The sequence below is a fragment of the Duodenibacillus massiliensis genome (genome assembly GCF_900128485.1).
In the GTDB taxonomy this organism is placed as follows: Bacteria; Pseudomonadota; Gammaproteobacteria; order Burkholderiales; family Burkholderiaceae_F; genus Duodenibacillus; species Duodenibacillus massiliensis.
In genome coordinates this window covers 57,487-76,858 of sequence record NZ_LT635857.1, presented here as the reverse complement: position 1 = coordinate 76,858, position 19,372 = coordinate 57,487, and the positions used below count along the sequence as shown (strand labels likewise).

Below are 19,372 nucleotides of genomic sequence, written 5' to 3'. Positions count from 1 at the left end.
GGCGAGCGCAGGCGCTCTGGGCTGCGGCTCCAGGCGGGCACGGGCGTTGCAGAAAGAAACGTAACGGCGTAGGGGGCGGAGAGGATTTTCGTGGTCATGGGTTTTCTCGATTCAGTTAAAAATGCAGTTCATAAAAAAACGCCGGCTTTTCTCGTGTGAGCCGGCGTTTGCAGGTGGTGTTGGTTGTTTGCGCTTTAAGTCTTGGGTTTCCTCACTTTTTGCGCGCACGACACCGGGCTCACGTGGATGGTCTGACACATACACATGGGCATACACATGAGGCGGGCGGTGATCGTGCTGGTGAAGTTCATGATGTTTGTTTTGTTTGCTTGGGTTAACAAAAAAGGCGCTTCGGAAGTTTTTCCGTAAGCGCCTTGCGGTTTGCTTTTCTTCGCGTTATGCGGTTTTTCGCAGACAACAGACGCTTACCGGTGTGCAGCAGCACATCGGGCACATACGCATCATGTTGTTCTTGGCGGAGAGCATTTGGTTAACAAAACCTTTTGAGTCAAATTCGGTGAAAGGCCGTTGCCTTTCGGTGACGGGCATTATGCACGGAGCTTTCGCCGGCTGTAAAGCGAATTCGAACGGCAAGGGCAGGGTGGAAGGTGACGGGGTCGTTCGCTGCTTTCAGAAATTTGCGGAGAAAAGTCTTTTAAGTTCAGCTGCCTTTCGTTCGACGGAAGCGCTTCGTGTAGTCACAACTGCCATCGCGCAATCAGGGTATGCGGCATGGTAATACGTCGTATGCGCAAAGCCGAATTCTTCGCAAAGGGCATTGTCCTGTGCGATAAGGACGGCACGCGGCTAAGAGACAGGTCCGGACATCACCGCGCTCAATGTCCGGCTTCCTCTTTATCGAAACGGCGCATCATGTCGGCGCCGGCAGTTTGCGTCTGCGCGGTTTCAAGCGGTTCAGGCTGAGTTGGTTGCGTCAGCCTGCGCATGACCGACAAGAAAAAAGGCCGCCCGGTATGAACGCCCGACAGCCTTTCTTTCGAAACCAATCCCGTTATTTTGTCCCGGTCGACCCAAAGCCCCCGGCCGCACGGCTTGACGCTTCAAAATCTTCGACGACATGAAACTGCGCCTGCACCACGGGCACGATCACAAGCTGCGCAATGCGCTCAAAGGGATTTAACACAAAGGGCTCGGCAGAGCGGTTCCAGAGGCTCACCATGAGTTCGCCCTGGTAGTCGGAGTCAATGAGCCCCACGAGGTTTCCGAGCACAATGCCCTTTTTGTGCCCGAGGCCGCTTCGCGGAAGGATCACCGCGGCGTAGCCGGGGTCGGCCAAGTGAATCGCAAGACCCGTGTGCACAAGGTACGTTTCCCCCGGGGCTAAGGTGCGGGGTTCATCAACCAGGGCTCTTAAATCAAGCCCTGCGGACCCCGGTGTTGCGTACTGAGGGAGCTGCGTGCGGATGCGGTCATCCAAAATTTTGAGATCGACTTTCATATCTATCTATCTTTTCTTGTTTCTGGCCTGGGCGGTGGTCACCACGCCGATAAAGACGAGGATCATACCTAAGGGGATGTTGTCGGAACGGTCAAAGGCAACGCCTGTGGCCATGAGAATGACGCCAGCGAGGGCAATCAAGGGCCCCGCAAGGCGGATGAGGGCAAAGGCCATGCGCACAACGGGTTCATTTTTAAGGTAGGGGTCATCGTCCGTGTCGGCGGGCACCGCGTCCCCCTGAAGAGGAGCGGGTTCAGCCGTGCTTCTCACGGTCACCATGCCGTTGTCTGCGGTGACGGACAAGGGGCTCAGACTCCCGATTTTGCCTTTTATGAGCTTATCGAGGTAGGCCACATAGTCGCCGTCGGGCGGCTCAAGACTGAAGGGATCACGCATGGTTTCCGTCCTTAAGGCTTGCCGCAATAAAGTCCGTGATGAGCTGCGCGGTTTCGTCTTTAGTCATGGTCGGAAGTTCTGTGACGCCGGTTTTTGTCACGAAGATCACGGTATTCTCGTTCTTGCCGAACACTGCCGGGGCGAGGTTGCCGACAATAAGGTCAGCGCCCTTCGTTACACATTTGGTCCGGGCATTGGCTTCTAAGTTTTCGGTTTCCGCGGCAAAGCCCACGGCAAAAAGCGTGGGCCGCGCTTTTTTAACGTCCGCGAGAATGTCAGAGTTTTTCACGAAGGTGAGGGTAAGCGACTCTTTTCCCGGCGTCTTTTTCATTTTCTGCGGAGCAACCTCTGCTGTCTTCCAGTCGCAGACCGCGGCAACGCCCGCAAAGATATCGGCGTCTTGGGTTTCTTTCAGCGCTGCCGTATGCATTTCGTCTGCCGTTTTGACGGAGATAACGCGCACACCCGCGGGCGCGGTTAATGCCGTGGGGCCTGAAATCAGTACTGTGTCGCATCCGGCCTGCATGAGGCTTCGCGCAAGCGCATAGCCCTGAAGGCCGGAACTACGGTTTGTGATCACCCGAACGGGATCAAGAGGCTCTTCGGTGGGGCCGGCCGTCACAACGGCTTTTTTGCCCGTAAGGGTTTTGGGGGCAAGCGCGGCGGCAGCCAGTTCCACAATATCTTCCGGCTCCATCATGCGCCCTGCGCCGGTTTCGCCGCAGGCAAGGTTTCCCGCCTGAGGTCCCCAGATCATGACGCCGTCATCAGCTAATACTTTGACGGAGCGCTGCACCGCGGGGTTTTCCCACATCCGTGTATTCATCGCCGGACAGACCGCGAGGGGCGCCGCACGCGCAATGATTGCGGTGCTCACAAGATTGTCGGCAATCCCGTGGGCGGCTTTACCGAGGATGTCGGCGGTCGCGGGCGCCACAATCATGAGGTCGCACGCCCCGTGCGTGGCCGCAAGGTGCGGCATATCGCGCGTGAGGTTTTCAATGCCCACGGCGTGGCCGCAGAGCGCTTCAAAGGTTAAGGGCGTCACAAAGTGCGCCGCCGCCTCAGTCATGATGATCCTCACATCGGCTCCGGCTTTTTTTAGGAGCCTGACGAGTTCACAGGACTTGTAGGCGGCAATACCGCCCGTGACGGCAAGCGTAACGGAGCGGTTTTTGAGTGTGGGATAAGCGGGCACGGCAGGCAAACGATCGAAAAGTTAGCTGATGACGGCATTGTAGCGGGACAAGGCGGGCGCTTTTCGGGCCGGTGACGGATAATTCAGTGCGGCTGGTAGCGGCGCTTCTGTTCCGGAATGCGGCTGCGTTTCTGTGATTAATTCCTGAAGGAGAAGCAATGAGTACGCCGTACATCATGGTTTTGGGCATCGGGGTCGGCTCGCTGATCCTTGCCTGGCTGTGCGGGTACTGGAAGAAAAATAGCCGGAAAGCCAGTCAGCGACGGACTTTTTGCCTGCGCTCCGGACAAATCGCATCATCCTCAGTGATCGTGCCGACATGCCTCGTCGCAGCCCGCGCCCTTTCCACGACGCCCTAAAAGAATTCCGGGTGCTGCATGTAGTACTGGAGCTGCTCCCAGTCGCGTTGGGAGAAATCAAGCACCACATTTCCGGACGGTGTCTGCAGGGATGCGTAGGTGCCGGGCCGTTTGTTTTCTTTTTTCTGCATTGCTGATTCCTTGTTTCCATGCGGGTTCCGGCTTACTGAGCCTGCCGCATTGCGTTGTCTGGGATTGACCGGAGGAGATCTCTGATCCACGCCGGTGCGCCTTCAAGGACTTTCACGCTTTTGCTGTCGCTTCGGGCTCCCAATGCAAATTGATGCCCCGAGTTGTCAACGACCCAGGCGCGGTCGCTTAAGGCAAGTGCCGGCGTAAACAACACCCCGTCTGAAGACGGGGGCTTTATTGTAACCGCATCACACGGCCCAACATAAGGCTGGTTTACATCAGCCCCTGTGCTGACAGCTGTTGGCACAGACCCTGCAGGTTGCGGCTCGCATTCAAGTCGCTGTGCGCAAGGTGACCACATTGGCTGCAGCGGAACCCGTGCTTATGGCGTTTGCCTGGTGCCCCGCACTGTGAGCATGTCTGGCTTGTATAGCGCGGATCCAGGAAAACACACCGGATTCCAGCGGTTGCCGCTTTGTAAACAATCATCTCCTGCAACTCACGGAAAGACCAGCGGTGCAGTCGGCTTCTGATGCGTTTCCCGGCCTTGATGTGATCCCGGATATGCGTCAGGTCTTCCAGGGCGATTAACTTGATACCCCGCTTTACGGCTTCCTGCACAATCTCTTTGCTTACAACGTTATTGACATGCGTCACATGGCGTCTTTCTCGGCCTGAGGCTTTTTTCAGGTGCTGTCCGGCACTCTGAGAGCCGTTGCGCTGAAGACGCTTTCTCTGACTTCAGTCAGGGGTAGTTGACTTCTTCGCGGACTTAAATTCCGCAACGACAATGAGAAAGGCCCCGAGGCAGATTGCGATATCGGCCACATTAAACGCGGGCCAGTGCCAGCCGGCAAGATGAAAGTCGAGAAAATCGACGACGCTTCCCAAAACCACGCGGTCAATGGCGTTACCCACGGCGCCCGAGAGAATGAGAACGGAGGCCCACTGAAAGAAGCGGTTGGCGGTGCGCTTCATGGTAATAAGCGCAATCACCGCAACGACAGAGGCCATCGTCACGAAAAACGCGGTCTGCCAGCCGCCCGCGTCGCTTAAAAAAGAGAAGGCTGCGCCGGTGTTTCGGACGTGGCAGAGATTAAAAAAGGGGAGAACGCGGATAAATTCTCCCTCAAAAAAGGCCGCCTGAATCCAGGCTTTTGTCGCCTGATCAAGAATGAGAAAAACGACGGCCGCAGCCGCAAGAAGGCCAAACCGCCCCCACGAAACTGCGGGGGGATTTGACGGATTCTGACGGTCTGCGGCCTGCATGGCGCGTTAAGCGTAAAGACGCTTTTCGCCGGCACCGAAGAGGTTGACGCGGCACCTCGGGCAAAGGCCCGGATGTTCGGCGTCTTCGGTGGTGCCGTCAACGTAGTGCCAGCAGCGGATGCACTTGGTGCGCGGGCTCGGGGTCACGGTGACCGTGAGTTCCGCGTCGTCCTTTTCGGCCTTCCGGAGTTCACACTTTGAGGTCATCATCACAAAGCGGAGTTCTTCGCCCAAAGAGGCAAGGTACTGCCAGTCGCTTCCGGAGGCCGTAATGATGGCGTCCGCGGCAAGGCTCGAACCGATCTTGCCTTCGGCGCGCAGGGTCTCGATTTCTTTCAAAACCTTGGCGCGTGCTGAACGCACCGCCTCCCACTTTGCGAGAAGCTCGGGGGCGTTGGCGACTTCGGGCACCATGTGATTGGTTTCCGTGAAGATCGTGCCGCTTTCGTTGGGCGAAAACACGGCAAAGGCTTCTTCGGCGGTAAAGGACAGAATCGGCGCCATGAGACGCAGAAGCGTTGCCGTGATGTGCCAGAGCGCGGTCTGCGCGGAACGCCTCGGAAGGCCATCGGCCTTTGTCGTGTAGAGGCGGTCCTTCAAAACATCGAGATAGAACCCGCCCAGGTCTTCCGTGGCAAAGCTCATCAAGAGGGAGGTCACCAGATGGAACTGGTACGTCTGCTCAAGTTCGAGGATTCTGTCCTGCAGGGCGTCGACGCGTGCCAGGGCCCAGCGGTCAAGCTCAAGCATCTCACTGACCGGAACGGCGTCTTTTTTGGGATCAAAGTCGCTCGTGTTGGCAAGGAGGAACCTGAGCGTATTGCGGATACGGCGGTAGCTGTCTACAACGCGCGCGATGATGGAGGACCCGATTCTGAGTTCGCTCGTGTAGTCGGTGCTTGCCACCCACAGACGGCAGATTTCAGCACCGTACTTGTTGCAGATTTCCTGCGGGCTCACGGTATTGCCGCGGCTCTTGCTCATCTTTTCGCCGTTTTCGTCCACAAGGAACCCGTGGGTGAGAAGGGCGTCGTAGGGCGGACGGCCGTCCAGCATCGTGCCGATGAGAAGCGACGAGTGGAACCAGCCGCGGTGTTGGTCGCTGCCTTCAAGGTAGAGGTCTGCCGGGAACTTGTTCAAATCATCCTTGTGGCTGCCGCGCATCACGGTAAAGTGCGTGGAGCCGGAATCAAACCAAACGTCGAGAATGTCACTCGTCTTTACGTACTGGCTGACTTCGTCGGCCGCGAGGAACTCTTCGGGCTTGGCCTTCACCCAGGCTTCAATGCCTTCTTTTTCGACGCGCTTGGCGACTTCTTCCATGATTTCAAGAGTCTTGGGGTGCAGTTCACCCGTGGCCTTATTCATGAAGAAGGGAAGCGGCACACCCCAGTTGCGCTGACGGGAAATACACCAGTCGGGGCGGTTCTCGATCATGGCGTGCAGGCGGTTATAGCCCCAGCTCGGGAAAAACTTCGTGCTGTCAACGCCCTTAAGCGCGGCTTCACGCAGAGTCTGCGCGGAGGCCGGTTCCCCGAGAACGCCCTTGGTGTCCGCATCGGGCTTATCCATTCTCACAAACCACTGGGCCGTGGCGCGGTAGATCAACGGGGTCTTATGACGCCAGCAGTGCATGTAGCTGTGGTTCATCTTGCCCACGGCGTAAAGAGCGCCCGCGACACGCAGGGTGTCAACGATCTTAGGCTGCGCCTTCCAGATGAAAAGTCCTCCGAAAAGCGGGAGCCAGTCGGCGTAGACGCCGTTACCCTGCACGGGATTAAGGATCTCATCGTTGGTCATTCCGTGCTTTTTGCAGCTCACAAAGTCATCCACACCGTAGGCCGGTGCCGAGTGCACGATACCCGTGCCGGATGCGGCTTCAACGTAGTCTGCGAGATACACGGGCGAAAAACGCTTATAGCCCGGGTCGATATCGTACAGGGGATGGCAGAACCTGACACCCTCAAACTTTTCGCCCTTGGCGGTCGCAACAATCGTCCCGGTCTTTCCGTAGCGCTTTAAGGCGGCTTCGGTGAGGCCTTTGCCAAGGATAAGGTAACGGTCGCCGCAGTCAACGAGCGCATACTCCAGTTCGGGGTGCATGTTAAGCGCCTGGTTCGCGGGAATCGTCCACGGGGTCGTGGTCCAGATCACCGTATAGCAGGGCTTCTCAATCTTGTGCGCAAAGGCTTCTTCAACGCGCGGCTTATCTTCCTCGGAAAGCTTAAAGCCGATATCGATTTCGTAGCTTTCGGCGTCCTTATATTCGACTTCAGCTTCAGCCAAAGCCGACTGGCAGTCAAAGCACCAGTTCACGGGTTTGAGACCGCGGTAGACGTAGCCCTTTTCCATGATTTTGGCGAGAGCCCGGATTTCAGCCGCTTCCGTTGCGGGCCGCATCGTGAGATACGGATTTTCCCAGTCAGCCAAAACGCCCAGGCGCTTAAAGCCCGCTTTCTGGTGCTCAACCTGTTCGGCCGCGTAGGCGCGGGCCTTGGCGATCACTTCTTCCTTAGGCAGGCCCTTGCCGTACTTTTTCTCAATCTGGATTTCAATCGGCATGCCGTGGCAGTCCCAGCCCGGGACGTAGGGCACATCGTAGCCGGCAAAGAGCTTCGTCTTATTGATGATGTCCTTCAAAATCTTATTTAAGGCGTGGCCCATGTGAATGTCGCCGTTGGCGTACGGGGGGCCGTCGTGCAGAATGAACTTGCGCGCGCCTTTGCGGGCCTTGCGGATGGTCTGATACACACCGCGCTTTTCCCAGTCGGCGACCCAGCCGGGTTCGCGCTTGGCGAGGTCTCCCCGCATCGGAAAGGGTGTGTCAGGCAGATTCAGAGGATATTTTTTCGATGCTGCGTCAGCACCTTTGTCGGCTTTTGCCATGTGTTTCTCCAGGCCCCCTCGGGCTCTTCCGGATTGACAGTAAAACTTCAGGCGTAAAAGCATTACGCGCCGAAGCGGTGAATTTGAGAGTGTATTTCATCGGGGCGGTACTTTGCCATAGGCAAAAGCGCCCAGTTTGACGTTCAGGCTTCGACTTTGACGCCCAGAATTGCTTTGGCGCGCTCGCAGTCGGCAGAAATGGCGGCCGTGAGTTCCGGAAGGCCCGAAAACTTCTTTTCGTCTCTGAGTTTTTCAACGAACTCCACCTCGATGAGCTTACCGTAGGCGTTGCCCGTCCAGTTAAAGACGTGGGTTTCAAGAAGCCACCGGCCGTCGCTGACCACGGTCGGTTTGTTGCCGATACTCGCCACCCCCGGCCAGACGGAGCCGATCGCGTCAAGGCCCTTTACCCGCACCGCGTAAATGCCGTGCAGCGCCGGATGCGTTTTACTGCCCGGGGGGACGGCAAACATGTTGAGCGTGGGGAACCCCAGCTGCCTGCCGAGCGCCGCACCGTGCACCACGCGCCCGGTCATCGCGACGGCTCGCCCGAGCATCTCGGCTGCTTCATGGAGGTCTCCCAAGGCAAGCGCCGCGCGGATTCTGGAACTTGAAATCCTCTCCTGCCCGTGAAAAAGAAGGGGCGTCTTAAAGGTTTCAAAGTGATAGTGTTGCCCCAATTCTTCAAGCGTAGCGAAGTTGCCGCTGCGTCCGGCGCCGAACGTGAAGTTTTCCCCGACGCTCACCCAGCGGCACGCGAGGCCCTCGGCGAGAATGTCGCGGGCAAATTCTGCGGGCGCCATTTTGGCCATCGCCTCGTTAAAGGGCATCACAAAGACGCGCTGAATGCCGCAGGCAACGATGTTCGCGAGCTTATCCCGCAGGGTTGAGATGCGGGGGAGGTCGGTCTCGCCGAAAAACTCACGGGGGTGGGGCTCAAAGGTAAGCACCGCGGGCATAAGGCCTCGCGCGGCCGCAGCCTGTCTGACTTCAGCCAGAAGCGCCTGATGCCCTCTGTGAACGCCGTCAAAGTTGCCGATGGCCACCGCGCAGTCCATGCGCGTAAACGGGCTCGGAAGTCCCCGGATGATGTGCAGCATATGGTTTGTGTGTTGCAAAGCCCGCGGGCTTTGCGCGAATAGAATCGGATGGGCAATTATATGGGGAGGGCGCTAAACGCAGAAACCGCCCGCGGGAGGAAGGGCCGGCGGGCGGTTTGTGATTTGGGGAAAAGTCCCGGGTCTTAGTCTTCGATGCCGATCATGACGTTGGTGGCCTTAATGATCGCGTAGGCCTTGCCGCCCACCTTAAGGCCAAGGTTTTTCGCAGAAGTCGTCGTGATGGAGGAGACGATCTTTTCGCCGGCGGCAGTTTCGATCATGACTTCGGTGGAAACCGGGCCTTCCTTGACTTCAAGGCCCAGCAACCGCCCGCTTGCCGCCCTTTTTCCGCCGGATCGGGCTGATGAAGTCTTTGGGCAATGCGCTGCCTTTGATTGCCGGTGTTGCAGGGACTGGCACCTGGGAGAACCGGTTTTGCGGGAGATGTCTGACCGCACCGTCATTGCGGTACCGCGCAGGCCGTTTGCAACCGATGCCTACGGAGCCCTGCCGCATACATTGACCGCTTCTGATCCTGAGGTTCCCGATCCGCTCAGGGAAAAGCTCATGGCCTGTCTCAGAGACACGCCGCAGGCGACGCAGTCTGAGGCAGCCAAATCCCTGGGGGCTTGCGTCATTACCGTTAAGCGCCTTTTTGCCGGCCTGCAGAAAGAGAAAAGCGCCTGCGCCGCATCGGCAACAACCGCCGCGGCCTCTGGCAGGTACTTTAAAGCCCCGTCCGCCTTGGGCAGGGCCTGACGCGGGTTGTTAGAATGCCCGCAGTGCGGCCCCAAAATCAGGCAAAGTGCCGCACGGGCTCAGGGTTTCGCTCTGAGTCAGCCCATGCTTTGCCGGCCATTAGACCGAGAACCCGATGCATAAGATCCTAGCTTCCCTTTGTGCCGCCGCCCTTGCGGCCTTTACCGGTGTTGCCGCTCAGGCTGAAATCCCCGCGCAGACAATACGCCTGGCGCACACCGCGGCGGTTTCCCACGCGCACCATGAAGCCGCGCAGCTTTTTGCCAAAAATGTCTCTGACAGAACGAAGGGGAAAGTGAAGGTTGAGGTGTATCCCGCAGGCGAACTCGGAGACCAGCCGGCTTTGGCTGAGCAGGTGACCTTAGGCGCCATGGACATGGCCGTGGTGAGTCTAGGCAACATGGCGATGTACGATAAGAAACTTAACGCCATGACGGCGCCCTTTCTTTTTACCGATTACGACCACGCCCACCGCACGATTGACGCGTTTGTGATGGACTGGATGAATGCGGGCCTCTCGCAGCATGACGCCGTGGGCCTTGCCATGTTTGACTACGGCTTCCGGCAGACGACAACCAAGGGCGTGCCGATTAACTCCGCAGACGACTTAAAGGGCCTCAAGATCCGCGTGCCGCCTTCAACGGGCCTTCTTGCGGCCTTTGACGCCCTGGGCGCCAACACCCAGCGCATTGCGTACTCAGAGCTCTACACCTCCTTAAAGCAGGGCGTGGTGACGGGCGAAGAAAACCCGGTTTTCACAATCCTTGCGGATTCCCTCTATGAAACGCAGGATGAGTTGGCGCTCACAAACCACTACTTTGACTGCCAGGTGCTTTTGATCAACAAGATGCTCTTTGACGGCATGCCCGAGGAACTGCAGACGATTCTGAAGGAAGAGGCCGTCAACGCCCAAAACCTCACCCGCGAAAAAATCAGTCACGGGGAAGCCGCTGTCATTGAAGAGCTTAAAAAGAAGGGGATGCATGTGACGAACCCCGACCGTGCGTCTTTCGTAAAGAAAATGCAGCCCGCCTACGAAAAGGTGGGAGCCTTGGCGGGCACGAAAGAAATGAAGAATCTTCTTGATGCGGTTGCAAAAGCAAAGACCGCAAAATAAGAGGGTGGCTGCGTCATGGTGATGTTTGTCATCTTCGCCTCGGTGCTCGTTCTGATGCTTTTGGGCGTCACAACGGCCGTGACGATGGGCTTTGCCTCCGCGGCAACGTTTTTACTTGCGGGCGGGGACATGGCGCGGCTTTTTCTTGTGCCGCAGCGCATGTTTGCGCAGGTCTCAGGCATCACCCTCATGTCAATCCCGTTTTTCCTTCTCATGGGTAACCTCATGACCGAAGGCGGGGTGAGTAAAAGCCTTTTTGCCTTCGGACGCGTCAGCCTCGGGCACCGCTGGGGAGGGCTCTCCAACGCCGCGATTGCCGCCTGCATCGTGATGGCCGCGATGTCAGGCTCCGCCGCCGCGTGCGCCGCAGGGATCGGCATGATTGCCGTTGCGGAAATGAAAAAGTCCGGCTACGGGGAAGCCTTTTCCTGTGCAACGATTGCGGCAGGCGGCGCCTTGGGGCCCATCATTCCCCCGAGCATCACATTGATTCTTTACGCCGGGCTCACGCAGACGAGCGTCAACGCCCTTTTTGCCGCGGGCGCCGTGCCCGGGCTCATCATCGGGTTTGCCTTCATGCTGTGGTCCTCGTGCGTCTGCCGCATGAAGGGCTACGCCAAAACGCAAGCCGCCCCCTGGCGCGAGCGCTGGTACGCCTTTAAGGAAGCGTTTTTTGCGCTTTTAACGCCCGTTATCGTGACCGGCGGTATGTTTGCGGGGCTTTTTACCGCGACCGAAGCTGCGGCGGTCGCCTCCTTTTACGTGATGATTCTGGGGTTCTTTGTCTTTAAGACCCTCAAGGTCAAAGACCTTCCGAAAATCTTTTGGGCGACGGCCGAGCAGACCGCGAAAGTCATGTTTGTGATCGCGACGGCGGGCTTCTTCCAGTACGTTCTTCTTTATACCCGGATTCCCCAGGAAGCGATTGCCTTTATTTCGACGAGCTTCACTTCCATCGTTCCGGTGCTTCTCATCATCATTGCGCTTCTTGTGATCATGGGCTGCTTTATGGAAGGCACCGCGATCCTCCTGATTACCGTGCCGATTTTTGTACCCCTGGCAAAGGCCTTTGGGTTTGACGTGGTGCAGCTCGGAATCGTGATGTGTATTTCGCTTGCGGTGGGCGTTCTGACGCCGCCCGTGGGGCTGAATCTTTATGTGATGGCCTCGATCTCAGGCGTGAAGGTCATGGCGATTGCCAGAGAGGCCCTGGGTTATGTGCTCATCATGATTCTCGGGGCGGCAGCGGTCGCCTTTATCCCCGAATTGTCGCTGGGCCTTGCGCGCCTCGTGCCGTAGGAGTAGGGAAGATGCAGACTTTGCTCGTATGGCTTAAGAAACTCGATCACGCGGTAAGCGTCACAACGCGCACGATCTGTATCGTGGCTTTGGCCGCGATCTTTGTGATGTTTCTTTTAAACGTCTTCGTGCGGTTTGTGCCGGTTTATAACTTCACGCAGACCGATGACTGGATTCAGTTGTGCCTCGTGTGGATGATTTTCCTGGGCGCCCAGGAACTCGTGCGCACCCGCAGTCACTTTGTGGTGGACGTTTTAACGGAACGGATGGCGGGCACGCAGACCGGGCGTTTTGTGAGGATTCTCGTCTGTCTCATTGAGTGCGTCACCTATGCCGCGGTGTGCTGGTACGGGATTGTCTGGGTGATGCGCGCGCAGGCTTACATGCAGTCCATCCCGTGGCTTCAGATGCGCTGGGCCTATGCCGCGGTTCCGGTGAGCGCCTTTTTTATGACGGTCTACGGGATCCGCGACCTGATTCTTTCGGTGCGAAACTTCGTGCGCGGGCGCGAGGACATCGAAGTACTGGAAAAAGGATTCTGACAAAGATGACGCGCAGTTTCTGGACTTTTGAAGCGTTCCTGGCGGTGGCGGGCGTTTTGGCCGGCCTCATTTTTCACTGCATTTTTAAGTTTTATGTGAACCCCCAGATGCAGGATATCAACTGGACCTGGATGGGGTTTATCACTTTCACGATGGTGATTGCGGGTTTCCCCGCCTGGCTTGCTGCGAAGAAAACCTCGTGGCTGCGGCTTACGGTTTTTACCAACGTCTTTAATTTTGTGCTGCTTGCGCTTGTGCCCCTGTGGTACATTGCTTTCGGTAGCGACGGGATGGAGAAGACGCTCGCCTGGTACTTTTCCGCGGCCTGGGCTTTGTCGGGGGTTCTTCCGGCGATTTTTGCCTGTGCGGCGTTCGGGACCACGGTGGGCCGGGGCGTCTTTACGGGCGGCCGAAACTAGGCTGTTATTTTTCCAAACGGGCTTGAAAGTCATCAGCTGCTTTCGTGCGGCGATGACCTTCGGGTCAGATTCCGGTGTTTCGAGGACTTTAACCTGAATTTTGCATGAGCGCTGAAAAAACAGCGCTCTTTTCATGTCTTAAATTCTGATTTTAATAAAGAAAAAAATGTCTTTTTGTTAATATTTTTTCTACCACAAAAAATCAAAAATAAAAGACCTTTCCATGAATTCTGCTCGAACAGCAACAACTGATGGGTTCGGCCGCAGCGTGCAGATCACCAACGGGCGGTTTGTCGCCACCATGATGACGGGGCTGCTGCCCGTCGCCGATATGGTCTCCCGGATTCAGCTTTTGGCCCCCTTTGAGCAGGCGTTGGAGCAGACACACAAGCCGAAAGACCGCAGTCTGTATTCCGCCGGTGCTATGTTTCGGCAGCGTGTTTTCGCACATATCTGCGGATTTGAGGATTTGGCTGACCACGACGTCATTACAGAAGACGAAGGCTTTCTTTCCGCACTCGGGGTTAATGATGCTGCAGACAGCTCAACCCTCTGCAGATTTGAAAACACAATAACCCGACACGATCTTGATCGCCTCAACTGCTGTTTTTTGGACGCACAGCTTCGGGCCAACCGAAAGCATCGCATCTTTCTCATGGCCGGGGCCAGGAAGACTCCGGTAATGATCATTGATGATACCTCTTTTGTGGTATTTATGTGAACGGTCGCTTTGTGTTTGAAAATGAGAAAAACGTCTCGGAAGCAGACGAATGGACTGCAAAGGCGAGGGAAGAGGGCTGCGGCAGTAGAGAAGAAGGGAAAGAGGCGCGCTCCGGGAAGGATGCGCGCCTCTTGACGGGCGGATTGTCGGGCGAAGCCGTCAGGGAGGCGGCTTCGTCATCAGGATCGATCAGCGGTCGCCGCGGTCGAGCACGACGGGAATCGAGTGCCAGAAGCTGCAGTGGTGCAGATCCGCAAAGTACGAGGCGGGAACGGTCTGGCTCTTGCCGTTGAGTCGAAGAGCCATCATGGCGCCTTCGCCTTCAAAGGGCTTCCAGACGGGGAGGCCTTCGCCGTTCGGGTTTTGGAGCTTCACGAAGTTGCCCCAGTAGGCGCGCATCTGGCGCGCCAGCGCACGTTGCTCGTCGGTCATGCGAACGGAGCGCGGCAGGTACTGGTCCGCATCCGGGAAGAGGTAGGTGAGCTCGGCCGCGTGGCTCGCGGCGTTGTCGTAGCCCTTGTGGCGGCTCGGAGACGTGGGCACGGTGGAGTCTTCGAAGGTGTAGATCCAGGGCGCCAAGGCGCCGGTCTTGGCCATGGCTTCTGCGAGCGTCAGGTTGGTGCAGCCGCCCAGGCCGCGCATGCCGCTGTCGGTGATGAAGTCGCCGATCGTGTACTCAAGCGCGTATTGGCCTTCGTGCTTCTTCGGATCGTAGATCTTCAGAGCATCGACGGCTCTCTGCTCGCCCACGAGTTTGACGACCCAGGCCTTGTAGTCGGGATACTTCCAGCCGACATAGGCGGCGCCGGCGGAGTGGCCTTCCTCCTTGTTGGAGCCCGAGAGCACCGGGACCTTGATCCAGTTCCCCTTCGCGATTTCGCTCACGGCGCTCGTTTCGGAAACGGGATTCCAGCCGCCGACCGCGGCGCTGGCGACGGCCAGCTTGTCGGTCGGGAGCTTCCTCAGGCAGGCAAGCGGATCAGCTTCGTCGGCGCAGCCGGTGAGCACGAGGAACTTGTCGGCGCGCTCCTTGGCCTGCTTGGGCGAGTCGACGTCGTGGATGCAGTCCTCACTCTGAAGAACGACGCCCGCCACGAGGCCCTTCGACTTCGGATCAACGAGGATTCGGCAGGCGTTGGTCGAGCCGGCGGATTCGGTTACCAGCGTGACCTTGTCGGGATTGCCGCCGAAGGCCGCGGCATTGCGCTTGACCCATGCAAGCGCGGCTTGCGTGTCGGTGATGCCGAAGTTGCCGGCTGACGAATCCATGCCAGGGAGCTTCAGGAAGCCGAAGGCGCCGAGACGGTACTGGATCGTCATGACGATGATGCCGTTTTCGGTGGCGAGGCGCGCGCCGTCATGCTCGCTGGCGTTGCCGCCCGTATTGCCGCCGCCGTGTGGGTAGACGGCGACCGGGAGATTGGCGTCGGCCGCTGTGCCGGCGGGCCTATAGATGTTCACAGAATTTCCCGCATTCCTCCCGGGGCTTGAGCCCCGGGAGGAATGCGGGCTTTCGAAATTTTTTAATCTTGGAGCAAACGCAGCCAAACCATGCACATAGTTTTCGCTTAAGGTATATTCAGCCGCTATGAAATCGCGCACACCGTCCTTTGTCATCGAGCTGGGCCTGAAAATCGGAGAGGATCAGGAAAGTGCACTGGAGACCTACTTCTCCGATGCACGCCAGCTCTTCAATGCTGTTCTTGGAACGGCAAAGAAACGCGTGCGCGCCATGAAAAGCACTGAAGCATGGAAGCTGACGGCCGCGATGCCCAAGGGCAAAGACCGTAACAACCGGTTTAAGGAAATTCAGAAGTCCGCCCTCCTTTCCGAATATGCCCTGCATGATGTCGTGAAAGAGCACCGTGCCAAGGGCGGCTTTACAAAGCGCATCGGCATCAACGAAGCGCAGAAAATTGCCACACGTGTCTGGCAGGGCATTGAGCGCTGGCTGCTTCATCAGGGAGGTGAGCCGCGGTTTAAGAGTGCTAAACGGGGCTTGCACAGCGTTGAGGGAAAATCAAACAAAACAGGGTTGCGTTGGAAGGCTAAGACGTGGACGCTCGAGGTTCTGGATCTGGTGATAAAGGCTGAAGCGCCGGATGCCTGGCAGAAAGAAGCTCTTCTTTCAGCAACAGATCCGTCCGGTTTTAAGCGTGTCAAATACTGCCGTCTTGTCCGGCGGATGATCCGCGGCCGTATGCGCTACTTTGTTCAGCTCATTGTCGAAGGCGTACCGCCCGTCAAGCACGTTTATGCTCCCAAGGATCTCAAGGTGGCTGTTGACCCGGGCCCGAGGACCATGACTTTTTACAGCCCCGAGTGGCAGCAAAAGATTTTGGTGAGCGCGGGCACTGTCTCTCAGGAAAAGGAGATTGCGCGTCTTTTACGTGCCATGGACCGCTCCCGCAGAGACACGAATCGGGAGTGCTACAACGCGGACGGCACCGTTAAAGCCGCCGGAAAAAAGATTGTCTGGAAGGAATCCAAGACCTATAAGGCAACAAAGGCAAAACTTGCGGATCTGTACCGCCGTCAGGCGGAAACCCGCCGTTGCCTGCACGGCGAAGTGATTAACCAGGTGTTCGGCAGGGCCGGCACCGTCATTGTGGAGAAGAGCTCATACAAAGCATTTCAGAGAGCCGGATACGGCAAGAGTTTGGGCAAAAGCGGTATTGCAGGATTGATAACCCGGATGACAAGTAAGGCTGAAAGCGCCGGCTGTTGTGTGGTGGAAGTCAGTCCCCGAAAACTGCGCCCGAGTCAGCACGATCCCGAAACGGGAACGTACCGTAAGAAGGCTCTTTGGGAGAGAAGTCATCAGTTGGGAGACACGGACTGGTACATGGACCGCGACCTTGCGGCCGCCATGAACCTGTATTTTGCGGATCCCGCCACTGACAGCTACGATCTGAAGGCTGAGCAATCAGCGCTTGCGAGGCTCAAACAAGTCTCAGGGAACGCCGGATCGATAGTGCAGTACAAACCAGCGAATCGGCAAGACGAAGCAGTCCTTCGCCGGAACCGACGGATCGAGCTGATGAAGCCCGTACCCGTAGAGCGGTTGCGTTTTAAATGTTCCTGTGGTGCAGGGGACGCCCGGGCAGACAAGGCCTCAAAAACCTTGGCTGTTACGGGAAAGCCTGCACCGTGTCAGGAAACCCCGCGCTTTCAAGCGCGGGTTGTTTAGAAAGCCCGTGAGGTCGCCTGATTCAACACGAACGACGTCGGCCTGAGCGGCCGTGGCCATGGAGCAGGCGCCCGCGAGGACGAGCGCCGTGACGAGAGGAGTGCGTTGGAAAAGCATGGCTGTTCTCCTTCTTGCAAAACAGCTTTTGTTGGTCTGATGACATTGCGGGCGGACAATCCGGTCCGGCCGCCCGCAATGGGTTGTGCGCAGCTTGTTACTTGATCTTCTTCAGCCACATGGAGAGATCTGTGCGGAAGTTGTCGCCATCCGGGAAGTCGGCGGAGGATTCGGCGCCCCAGCCGTGGTTGCCTGATTCGTAAACGTGAAGCGTGACGGGACGGGCGTTTTCGATCATGGCGCGTGCGTAGAGCATGGAGCCGAGGCTGCCGGCATATTCATCTCCGGCGGACACGGCGAGGAAGGCGGGCGGTGTCGTGAGCGAAACATGCTTGTAGGCCGAGAACGTCGTGTCGTATTTCATGGAGCGGGCGGGCCCGATGAGATTGTTGCGGCAGGAGCTCTTGGGCTGGGATTCCTCCTGCATCATCGTGATGTTCGGATAGACGAGAACCGAGAAGTCGGGGCAGGCGGCGCCCTTGCAGGAGACGCTCGACATGGCGGCAAGGTGGCCGCCGGCGCTCGCGCCCATCACGCCGACGGTGTGCAGGTTGTATTTGCCGAAGAGCGAGCGAACGGTTTCAACGGCCTTGTTGGCATCTGCGAGCGGCACTTCCGGGTTGCCCTTCGGAAGACGATATTTGAGCACGAACGTCGTAAAGCCCTGTGAGTGGAAGAACGGAACGAAGCTCTTTTCAATGGTGCTCATCGACAGATTGCCGTAGCCGCCGCCCGGAATGACGATGACGGCCTTGCCGTTGGGATTGGCCGGAGCCGAGACTTCGAGACGGGCGCGCGTGACGTTGAAGATGGAGCCCTGGGCGTTCGTTTCCTCGGCGGCCGTGATGGTGCTCTTGTTGGGAGCGCCTTCGGGCCAGAGGTCGATGACGTCGGCCGCCTGAGCGGAGCAGGCGGCCGCTGCGAGGATGGCGGCGGTCATGTGAGCTATCTTGTGCATTGTGTTTCTCCTTTGTATTCCGCCTTCCCGAAGATCCGGCCTCGATCTTTCAGGGAGGCGCAAAATGCATTCTATAAATCTCGATGCATTAAAATCCAATAATCATAATTTTATAAACAATCACTAAGTTGTTATTGGCGGCGGCATGACTCAAAGAGCTTTCGGCCTTTTGGAGGCCTTGGTGGAGGAGGGGAGCTTTCGCAGGGCTGCGGAGCGGCTCGGCGTGACCCAGCCTCATGTTTCTCAGAGTTTGCGGCGTCTTGAGGAAAAGTACGGCGCCATGATCGTGGACCGCCATGCCTCGCCAATTCGCCTGACGCCGTTGGGCGAGGTCGTCTATGACAGTCTCCGGCGCATGCCGCTGATTGAGGTTGAGACGCTGCAGCAGTGTGCCGACTTCAAGGAACTTCGCACCGGACGCGTTCGGGTTGCGTGCAACGCCCAGCGGTCGATCAGCATGCTGATGCCGGTCGCTGCTGCGTTTGCACGTGCATACCCGAAAGTAGAGCTTGATCTGACATTGGATCTCTTGCTGGAGGACGTTCCTGATGCGCTTGCATCCGGGCGAGCCGATGTCGGTGTGCTCTTTCAACGGCTTATGACGCCTGATCTCAACGCCTATCCACTTGTTGAGGAGCGATATCTGCTGGCGGTGCCCGATGCGCCGGAGTATGCGAACGTCGGTGTGCCATTCAATGACGAAGGTATTTATCCAAAGGCAGCATCAGTCGATCTGACACCGATTACCGGATTGCCGTTTCTTTGTCCCAACAATCATCAGGAAAGAAAGGAGCTGCTGAGCCGGGCGCTCGGAATTCCCGTGCACGCAATGCCGGTGATGGCCTTAAAGCCGGGCCTCAGGCTTCCGTTTGTGGCCGAAGGGCTTTGTTGGACGGTTTGTCAGGAGCATCTTATTAGGCAGCACGAGCCGCACCGGCGCTGTCGTTTTGCCTCTCTTGAGGACGTGCTGCCCGTGCAGACGGTGGTCATCGCTTGGGACGAGCACGTGTATCAGAGTCTCGCGGCACGGGCGTTCTGCAGCATGGCGGTGGACATGATCGGGCGCGGCTGTACGCAGCCTTGAATCAACGGCTTTTGCCGAGTGAACCCTCCGAGCATAAAACGATCAAAACGGGCGGCGTAACTTTGCTACAATCCCCGCCCCGACGCGCAATGTTTGCGTCACGGGTTGTGCCACCGTAGTTCAACTGGATAGAACAAGCCCCTCCTAAGGGTTAGATCCGGATTCGAGTTCCGGCGGAGGCACCATCCACAAAAATCACCGTTACTCGCCCTGTATCACAATGCACCGCCAAGCCTAAGAAAATAAAAGGGTTTCGGCGGTTTTTTGTTTTCATGACATATCGCACTCTATCGTGCCGCCCCGTGCACAGCCGCTTGCAAAGTGAATAGAAAAATGAATATATTTTTGCCGGGCATCGAATTGGGGG

18 protein-coding genes, 1 tRNA gene and 1 pseudogene are annotated in these 19,372 nt (G+C 57.5%); 9 read left to right on the top strand and 11 right to left on the bottom strand.

Annotation, left to right across the window (positions count from 1 at the left end; all coding sequences use genetic code 11):
• Positions 1-1,012: 1,012 nt before the first annotated feature.
• The 9 genes and pseudogenes from dut to BQ7486_RS12165 all read right to left on the bottom strand — a co-directional run bounded on the left by dut (position 1,013) and on the right by BQ7486_RS12165 (position 9,125).
• On the bottom strand, positions 1,013-1,459 hold the full coding sequence (gene dut / locus BQ7486_RS02085) for a dUTP diphosphatase (protein ID WP_022374082.1): 447 nt from the start codon (positions 1,457-1,459) through the stop codon (positions 1,013-1,015).
• Between the two features lie 6 nt (positions 1,460-1,465).
• Positions 1,466-1,855, bottom strand: a complete 390-nt coding sequence (locus BQ7486_RS02080; RefSeq protein WP_074008790.1) for a hypothetical protein — start codon at positions 1,853-1,855, stop codon at positions 1,466-1,468.
• A complete protein-coding gene (coaBC, locus tag BQ7486_RS02075) occupies positions 1,848-3,053 on the bottom strand; it encodes a bifunctional phosphopantothenoylcysteine decarboxylase/phosphopantothenate--cysteine ligase CoaBC (RefSeq protein WP_074008789.1) in 1,206 nt (401 codons plus the stop codon). The genes BQ7486_RS02080 and coaBC overlap by 8 nt, the downstream gene beginning before the upstream one ends.
• Before the next feature lie 355 nt (positions 3,054-3,408).
• The gene (locus tag BQ7486_RS12340; RefSeq protein WP_022374086.1) at positions 3,409-3,543 is read right to left on the bottom strand and encodes a hypothetical protein; all 135 of its coding nucleotides are present in this window, start codon (positions 3,541-3,543) and stop codon (positions 3,409-3,411) included.
• 274 nt (positions 3,544-3,817) lie between these two features.
• Positions 3,818-4,267: pseudogene (locus tag BQ7486_RS02070) on the bottom strand (RNA-guided endonuclease TnpB family protein); the annotation flags it as partial.
• Between the two features lie 18 nt (positions 4,268-4,285).
• Complete coding sequence (lspA, locus tag BQ7486_RS02065) at positions 4,286-4,813, bottom strand: signal peptidase II (RefSeq protein WP_022373770.1); 528 nt, start codon at positions 4,811-4,813, stop codon at positions 4,286-4,288.
• Between the two features lie 6 nt (positions 4,814-4,819).
• A complete protein-coding gene (ileS, locus tag BQ7486_RS02060; RefSeq protein WP_074008795.1) occupies positions 4,820-7,699 on the bottom strand; it encodes an isoleucine--tRNA ligase in 2,880 nt (959 codons plus the stop codon).
• Positions 7,700-7,842: 143 nt separating this feature from the next.
• Positions 7,843-8,799: a bifunctional riboflavin kinase/FAD synthetase gene (locus tag BQ7486_RS02055; protein ID WP_022373772.1), complete on the bottom strand. Its 957-nt coding sequence runs from the start codon at positions 8,797-8,799 to the stop codon at positions 7,843-7,845.
• Between the two features lie 143 nt (positions 8,800-8,942).
• Positions 8,943-9,125, bottom strand: a complete 183-nt coding sequence (locus tag BQ7486_RS12165) for a TOBE domain-containing protein (protein WP_074008787.1) — start codon at positions 9,123-9,125, stop codon at positions 8,943-8,945.
• 118 nt (positions 9,126-9,243) lie between these two features.
• Here BQ7486_RS12165 and BQ7486_RS02045 point away from each other — a divergent pair, with 118 nt between their 5' ends.
• From BQ7486_RS02045 to BQ7486_RS02020, 6 genes are all read left to right on the top strand, one after another.
• Positions 9,244-9,558, top strand: coding sequence for a hypothetical protein (locus BQ7486_RS02045; RefSeq protein WP_074008786.1), 315 nt, complete (start codon positions 9,244-9,246; stop codon positions 9,556-9,558).
• A 115-nt stretch (positions 9,559-9,673) separates the two neighbouring features.
• Positions 9,674-10,675, top strand: a complete 1,002-nt coding sequence (locus BQ7486_RS02040; RefSeq protein WP_074008785.1) for a TRAP transporter substrate-binding protein — start codon at positions 9,674-9,676, stop codon at positions 10,673-10,675.
• Between the two features lie 15 nt (positions 10,676-10,690).
• Positions 10,691-11,974, top strand: coding sequence for a TRAP transporter large permease (locus BQ7486_RS02035; RefSeq protein WP_074008784.1), 1,284 nt, complete (start codon positions 10,691-10,693; stop codon positions 11,972-11,974).
• An 11-nt stretch (positions 11,975-11,985) separates the two neighbouring features.
• A complete protein-coding gene (locus BQ7486_RS02030; RefSeq protein WP_022373778.1) occupies positions 11,986-12,516 on the top strand; it encodes a TRAP transporter small permease in 531 nt (176 codons plus the stop codon).
• 5 nt (positions 12,517-12,521) lie between these two features.
• Complete coding sequence (locus BQ7486_RS02025) at positions 12,522-12,935, top strand: hypothetical protein (RefSeq protein ID WP_074008783.1); 414 nt, start codon at positions 12,522-12,524, stop codon at positions 12,933-12,935.
• Positions 12,936-13,158: 223 nt separating this feature from the next.
• Positions 13,159-13,656 carry a transposase gene (locus tag BQ7486_RS02020; RefSeq protein WP_074008782.1) on the top strand — a complete coding sequence of 166 codons (498 nt, stop codon included), beginning with the start codon at positions 13,159-13,161 and terminating at the stop codon, positions 13,654-13,656.
• Positions 13,657-13,845: 189 nt separating this feature from the next.
• Here the strand turns inward: BQ7486_RS02020 and BQ7486_RS02015 are convergent, their stop codons facing one another.
• A complete protein-coding gene (locus BQ7486_RS02015; protein ID WP_074008781.1) occupies positions 13,846-15,117 on the bottom strand; it encodes a carboxylesterase family protein in 1,272 nt (423 codons plus the stop codon).
• A gap of 127 nt (positions 15,118-15,244) precedes the next feature.
• On the opposite strand from BQ7486_RS02015, the gene BQ7486_RS02010 reads away from it, so the two are divergent.
• The gene (locus tag BQ7486_RS02010; RefSeq protein WP_074008780.1) at positions 15,245-16,846 is read left to right on the top strand and encodes a hypothetical protein; all 1,602 of its coding nucleotides are present in this window, start codon (positions 15,245-15,247) and stop codon (positions 16,844-16,846) included.
• A gap of 214 nt (positions 16,847-17,060) precedes the next feature.
• Here the strand turns inward: BQ7486_RS02010 and BQ7486_RS02005 are convergent, their stop codons facing one another.
• Entirely contained in the window at positions 17,061-17,921 is an 861-nt protein-coding gene (locus tag BQ7486_RS02005) for an alpha/beta hydrolase (RefSeq protein ID WP_074008779.1), read from the bottom strand.
• A gap of 145 nt (positions 17,922-18,066) precedes the next feature.
• Between BQ7486_RS02005 and BQ7486_RS02000 the strand changes: the two genes are divergently transcribed.
• Positions 18,067-19,005 (top strand): LysR family transcriptional regulator, encoded by a 939-nt coding sequence (locus tag BQ7486_RS02000; protein ID WP_074008778.1) that lies wholly within the window; start codon positions 18,067-18,069, stop codon positions 19,003-19,005.
• Between the two features lie 109 nt (positions 19,006-19,114).
• Positions 19,115-19,190, top strand: a tRNA-Arg gene (locus tag BQ7486_RS01995).
• Positions 19,191-19,372 lie beyond the last annotated feature (182 nt).

Coding starts and splice junctions, on each gene's coding strand:
- dut (WP_022374082.1), bottom strand. CDS start 1,459: ATGAAAGTCGATCTCAAAATTTTGGATGACCGCATCCGCACGCAGCTC.
- BQ7486_RS02080 (WP_074008790.1), bottom strand. CDS start 1,855: ATGCGTGATCCCTTCAGTCTTGAGCCGCCCGACGGCGACTATGTGGCC.
- BQ7486_RS12340 (WP_022374086.1), bottom strand. CDS start 3,543: ATGCAGAAAAAAGAAAACAAACGGCCCGGCACCTACGCATCCCTGCAG.
- lspA (WP_022373770.1), bottom strand. CDS start 4,813: ATGCAGGCCGCAGACCGTCAGAATCCGTCAAATCCCCCCGCAGTTTCG.
- ileS (WP_074008795.1), bottom strand. CDS start 7,699: ATGGCAAAAGCCGACAAAGGTGCTGACGCAGCATCGAAAAAATATCCT.
- BQ7486_RS02055 (WP_022373772.1), bottom strand. CDS start 8,799: ATGCTGCACATCATCCGGGGACTTCCGAGCCCGTTTACGCGCATGGAC.
- BQ7486_RS02045 (WP_074008786.1), top strand. CDS start 9,244: ATGTCTGACCGCACCGTCATTGCGGTACCGCGCAGGCCGTTTGCAACC.
- BQ7486_RS02040 (WP_074008785.1), top strand. CDS start 9,674: ATGCATAAGATCCTAGCTTCCCTTTGTGCCGCCGCCCTTGCGGCCTTT.
- BQ7486_RS02035 (WP_074008784.1), top strand. CDS start 10,691: ATGGTGATGTTTGTCATCTTCGCCTCGGTGCTCGTTCTGATGCTTTTG.
- BQ7486_RS02030 (WP_022373778.1), top strand. CDS start 11,986: ATGCAGACTTTGCTCGTATGGCTTAAGAAACTCGATCACGCGGTAAGC.
- BQ7486_RS02025 (WP_074008783.1), top strand. CDS start 12,522: ATGACGCGCAGTTTCTGGACTTTTGAAGCGTTCCTGGCGGTGGCGGGC.
- BQ7486_RS02020 (WP_074008782.1), top strand. CDS start 13,159: ATGAATTCTGCTCGAACAGCAACAACTGATGGGTTCGGCCGCAGCGTG.
- BQ7486_RS02010 (WP_074008780.1), top strand. CDS start 15,245: ATGAAATCGCGCACACCGTCCTTTGTCATCGAGCTGGGCCTGAAAATC.
- BQ7486_RS02005 (WP_074008779.1), bottom strand. CDS start 17,921: ATGCACAAGATAGCTCACATGACCGCCGCCATCCTCGCAGCGGCCGCC.
- BQ7486_RS02000 (WP_074008778.1), top strand. CDS start 18,067: ATGACTCAAAGAGCTTTCGGCCTTTTGGAGGCCTTGGTGGAGGAGGGG.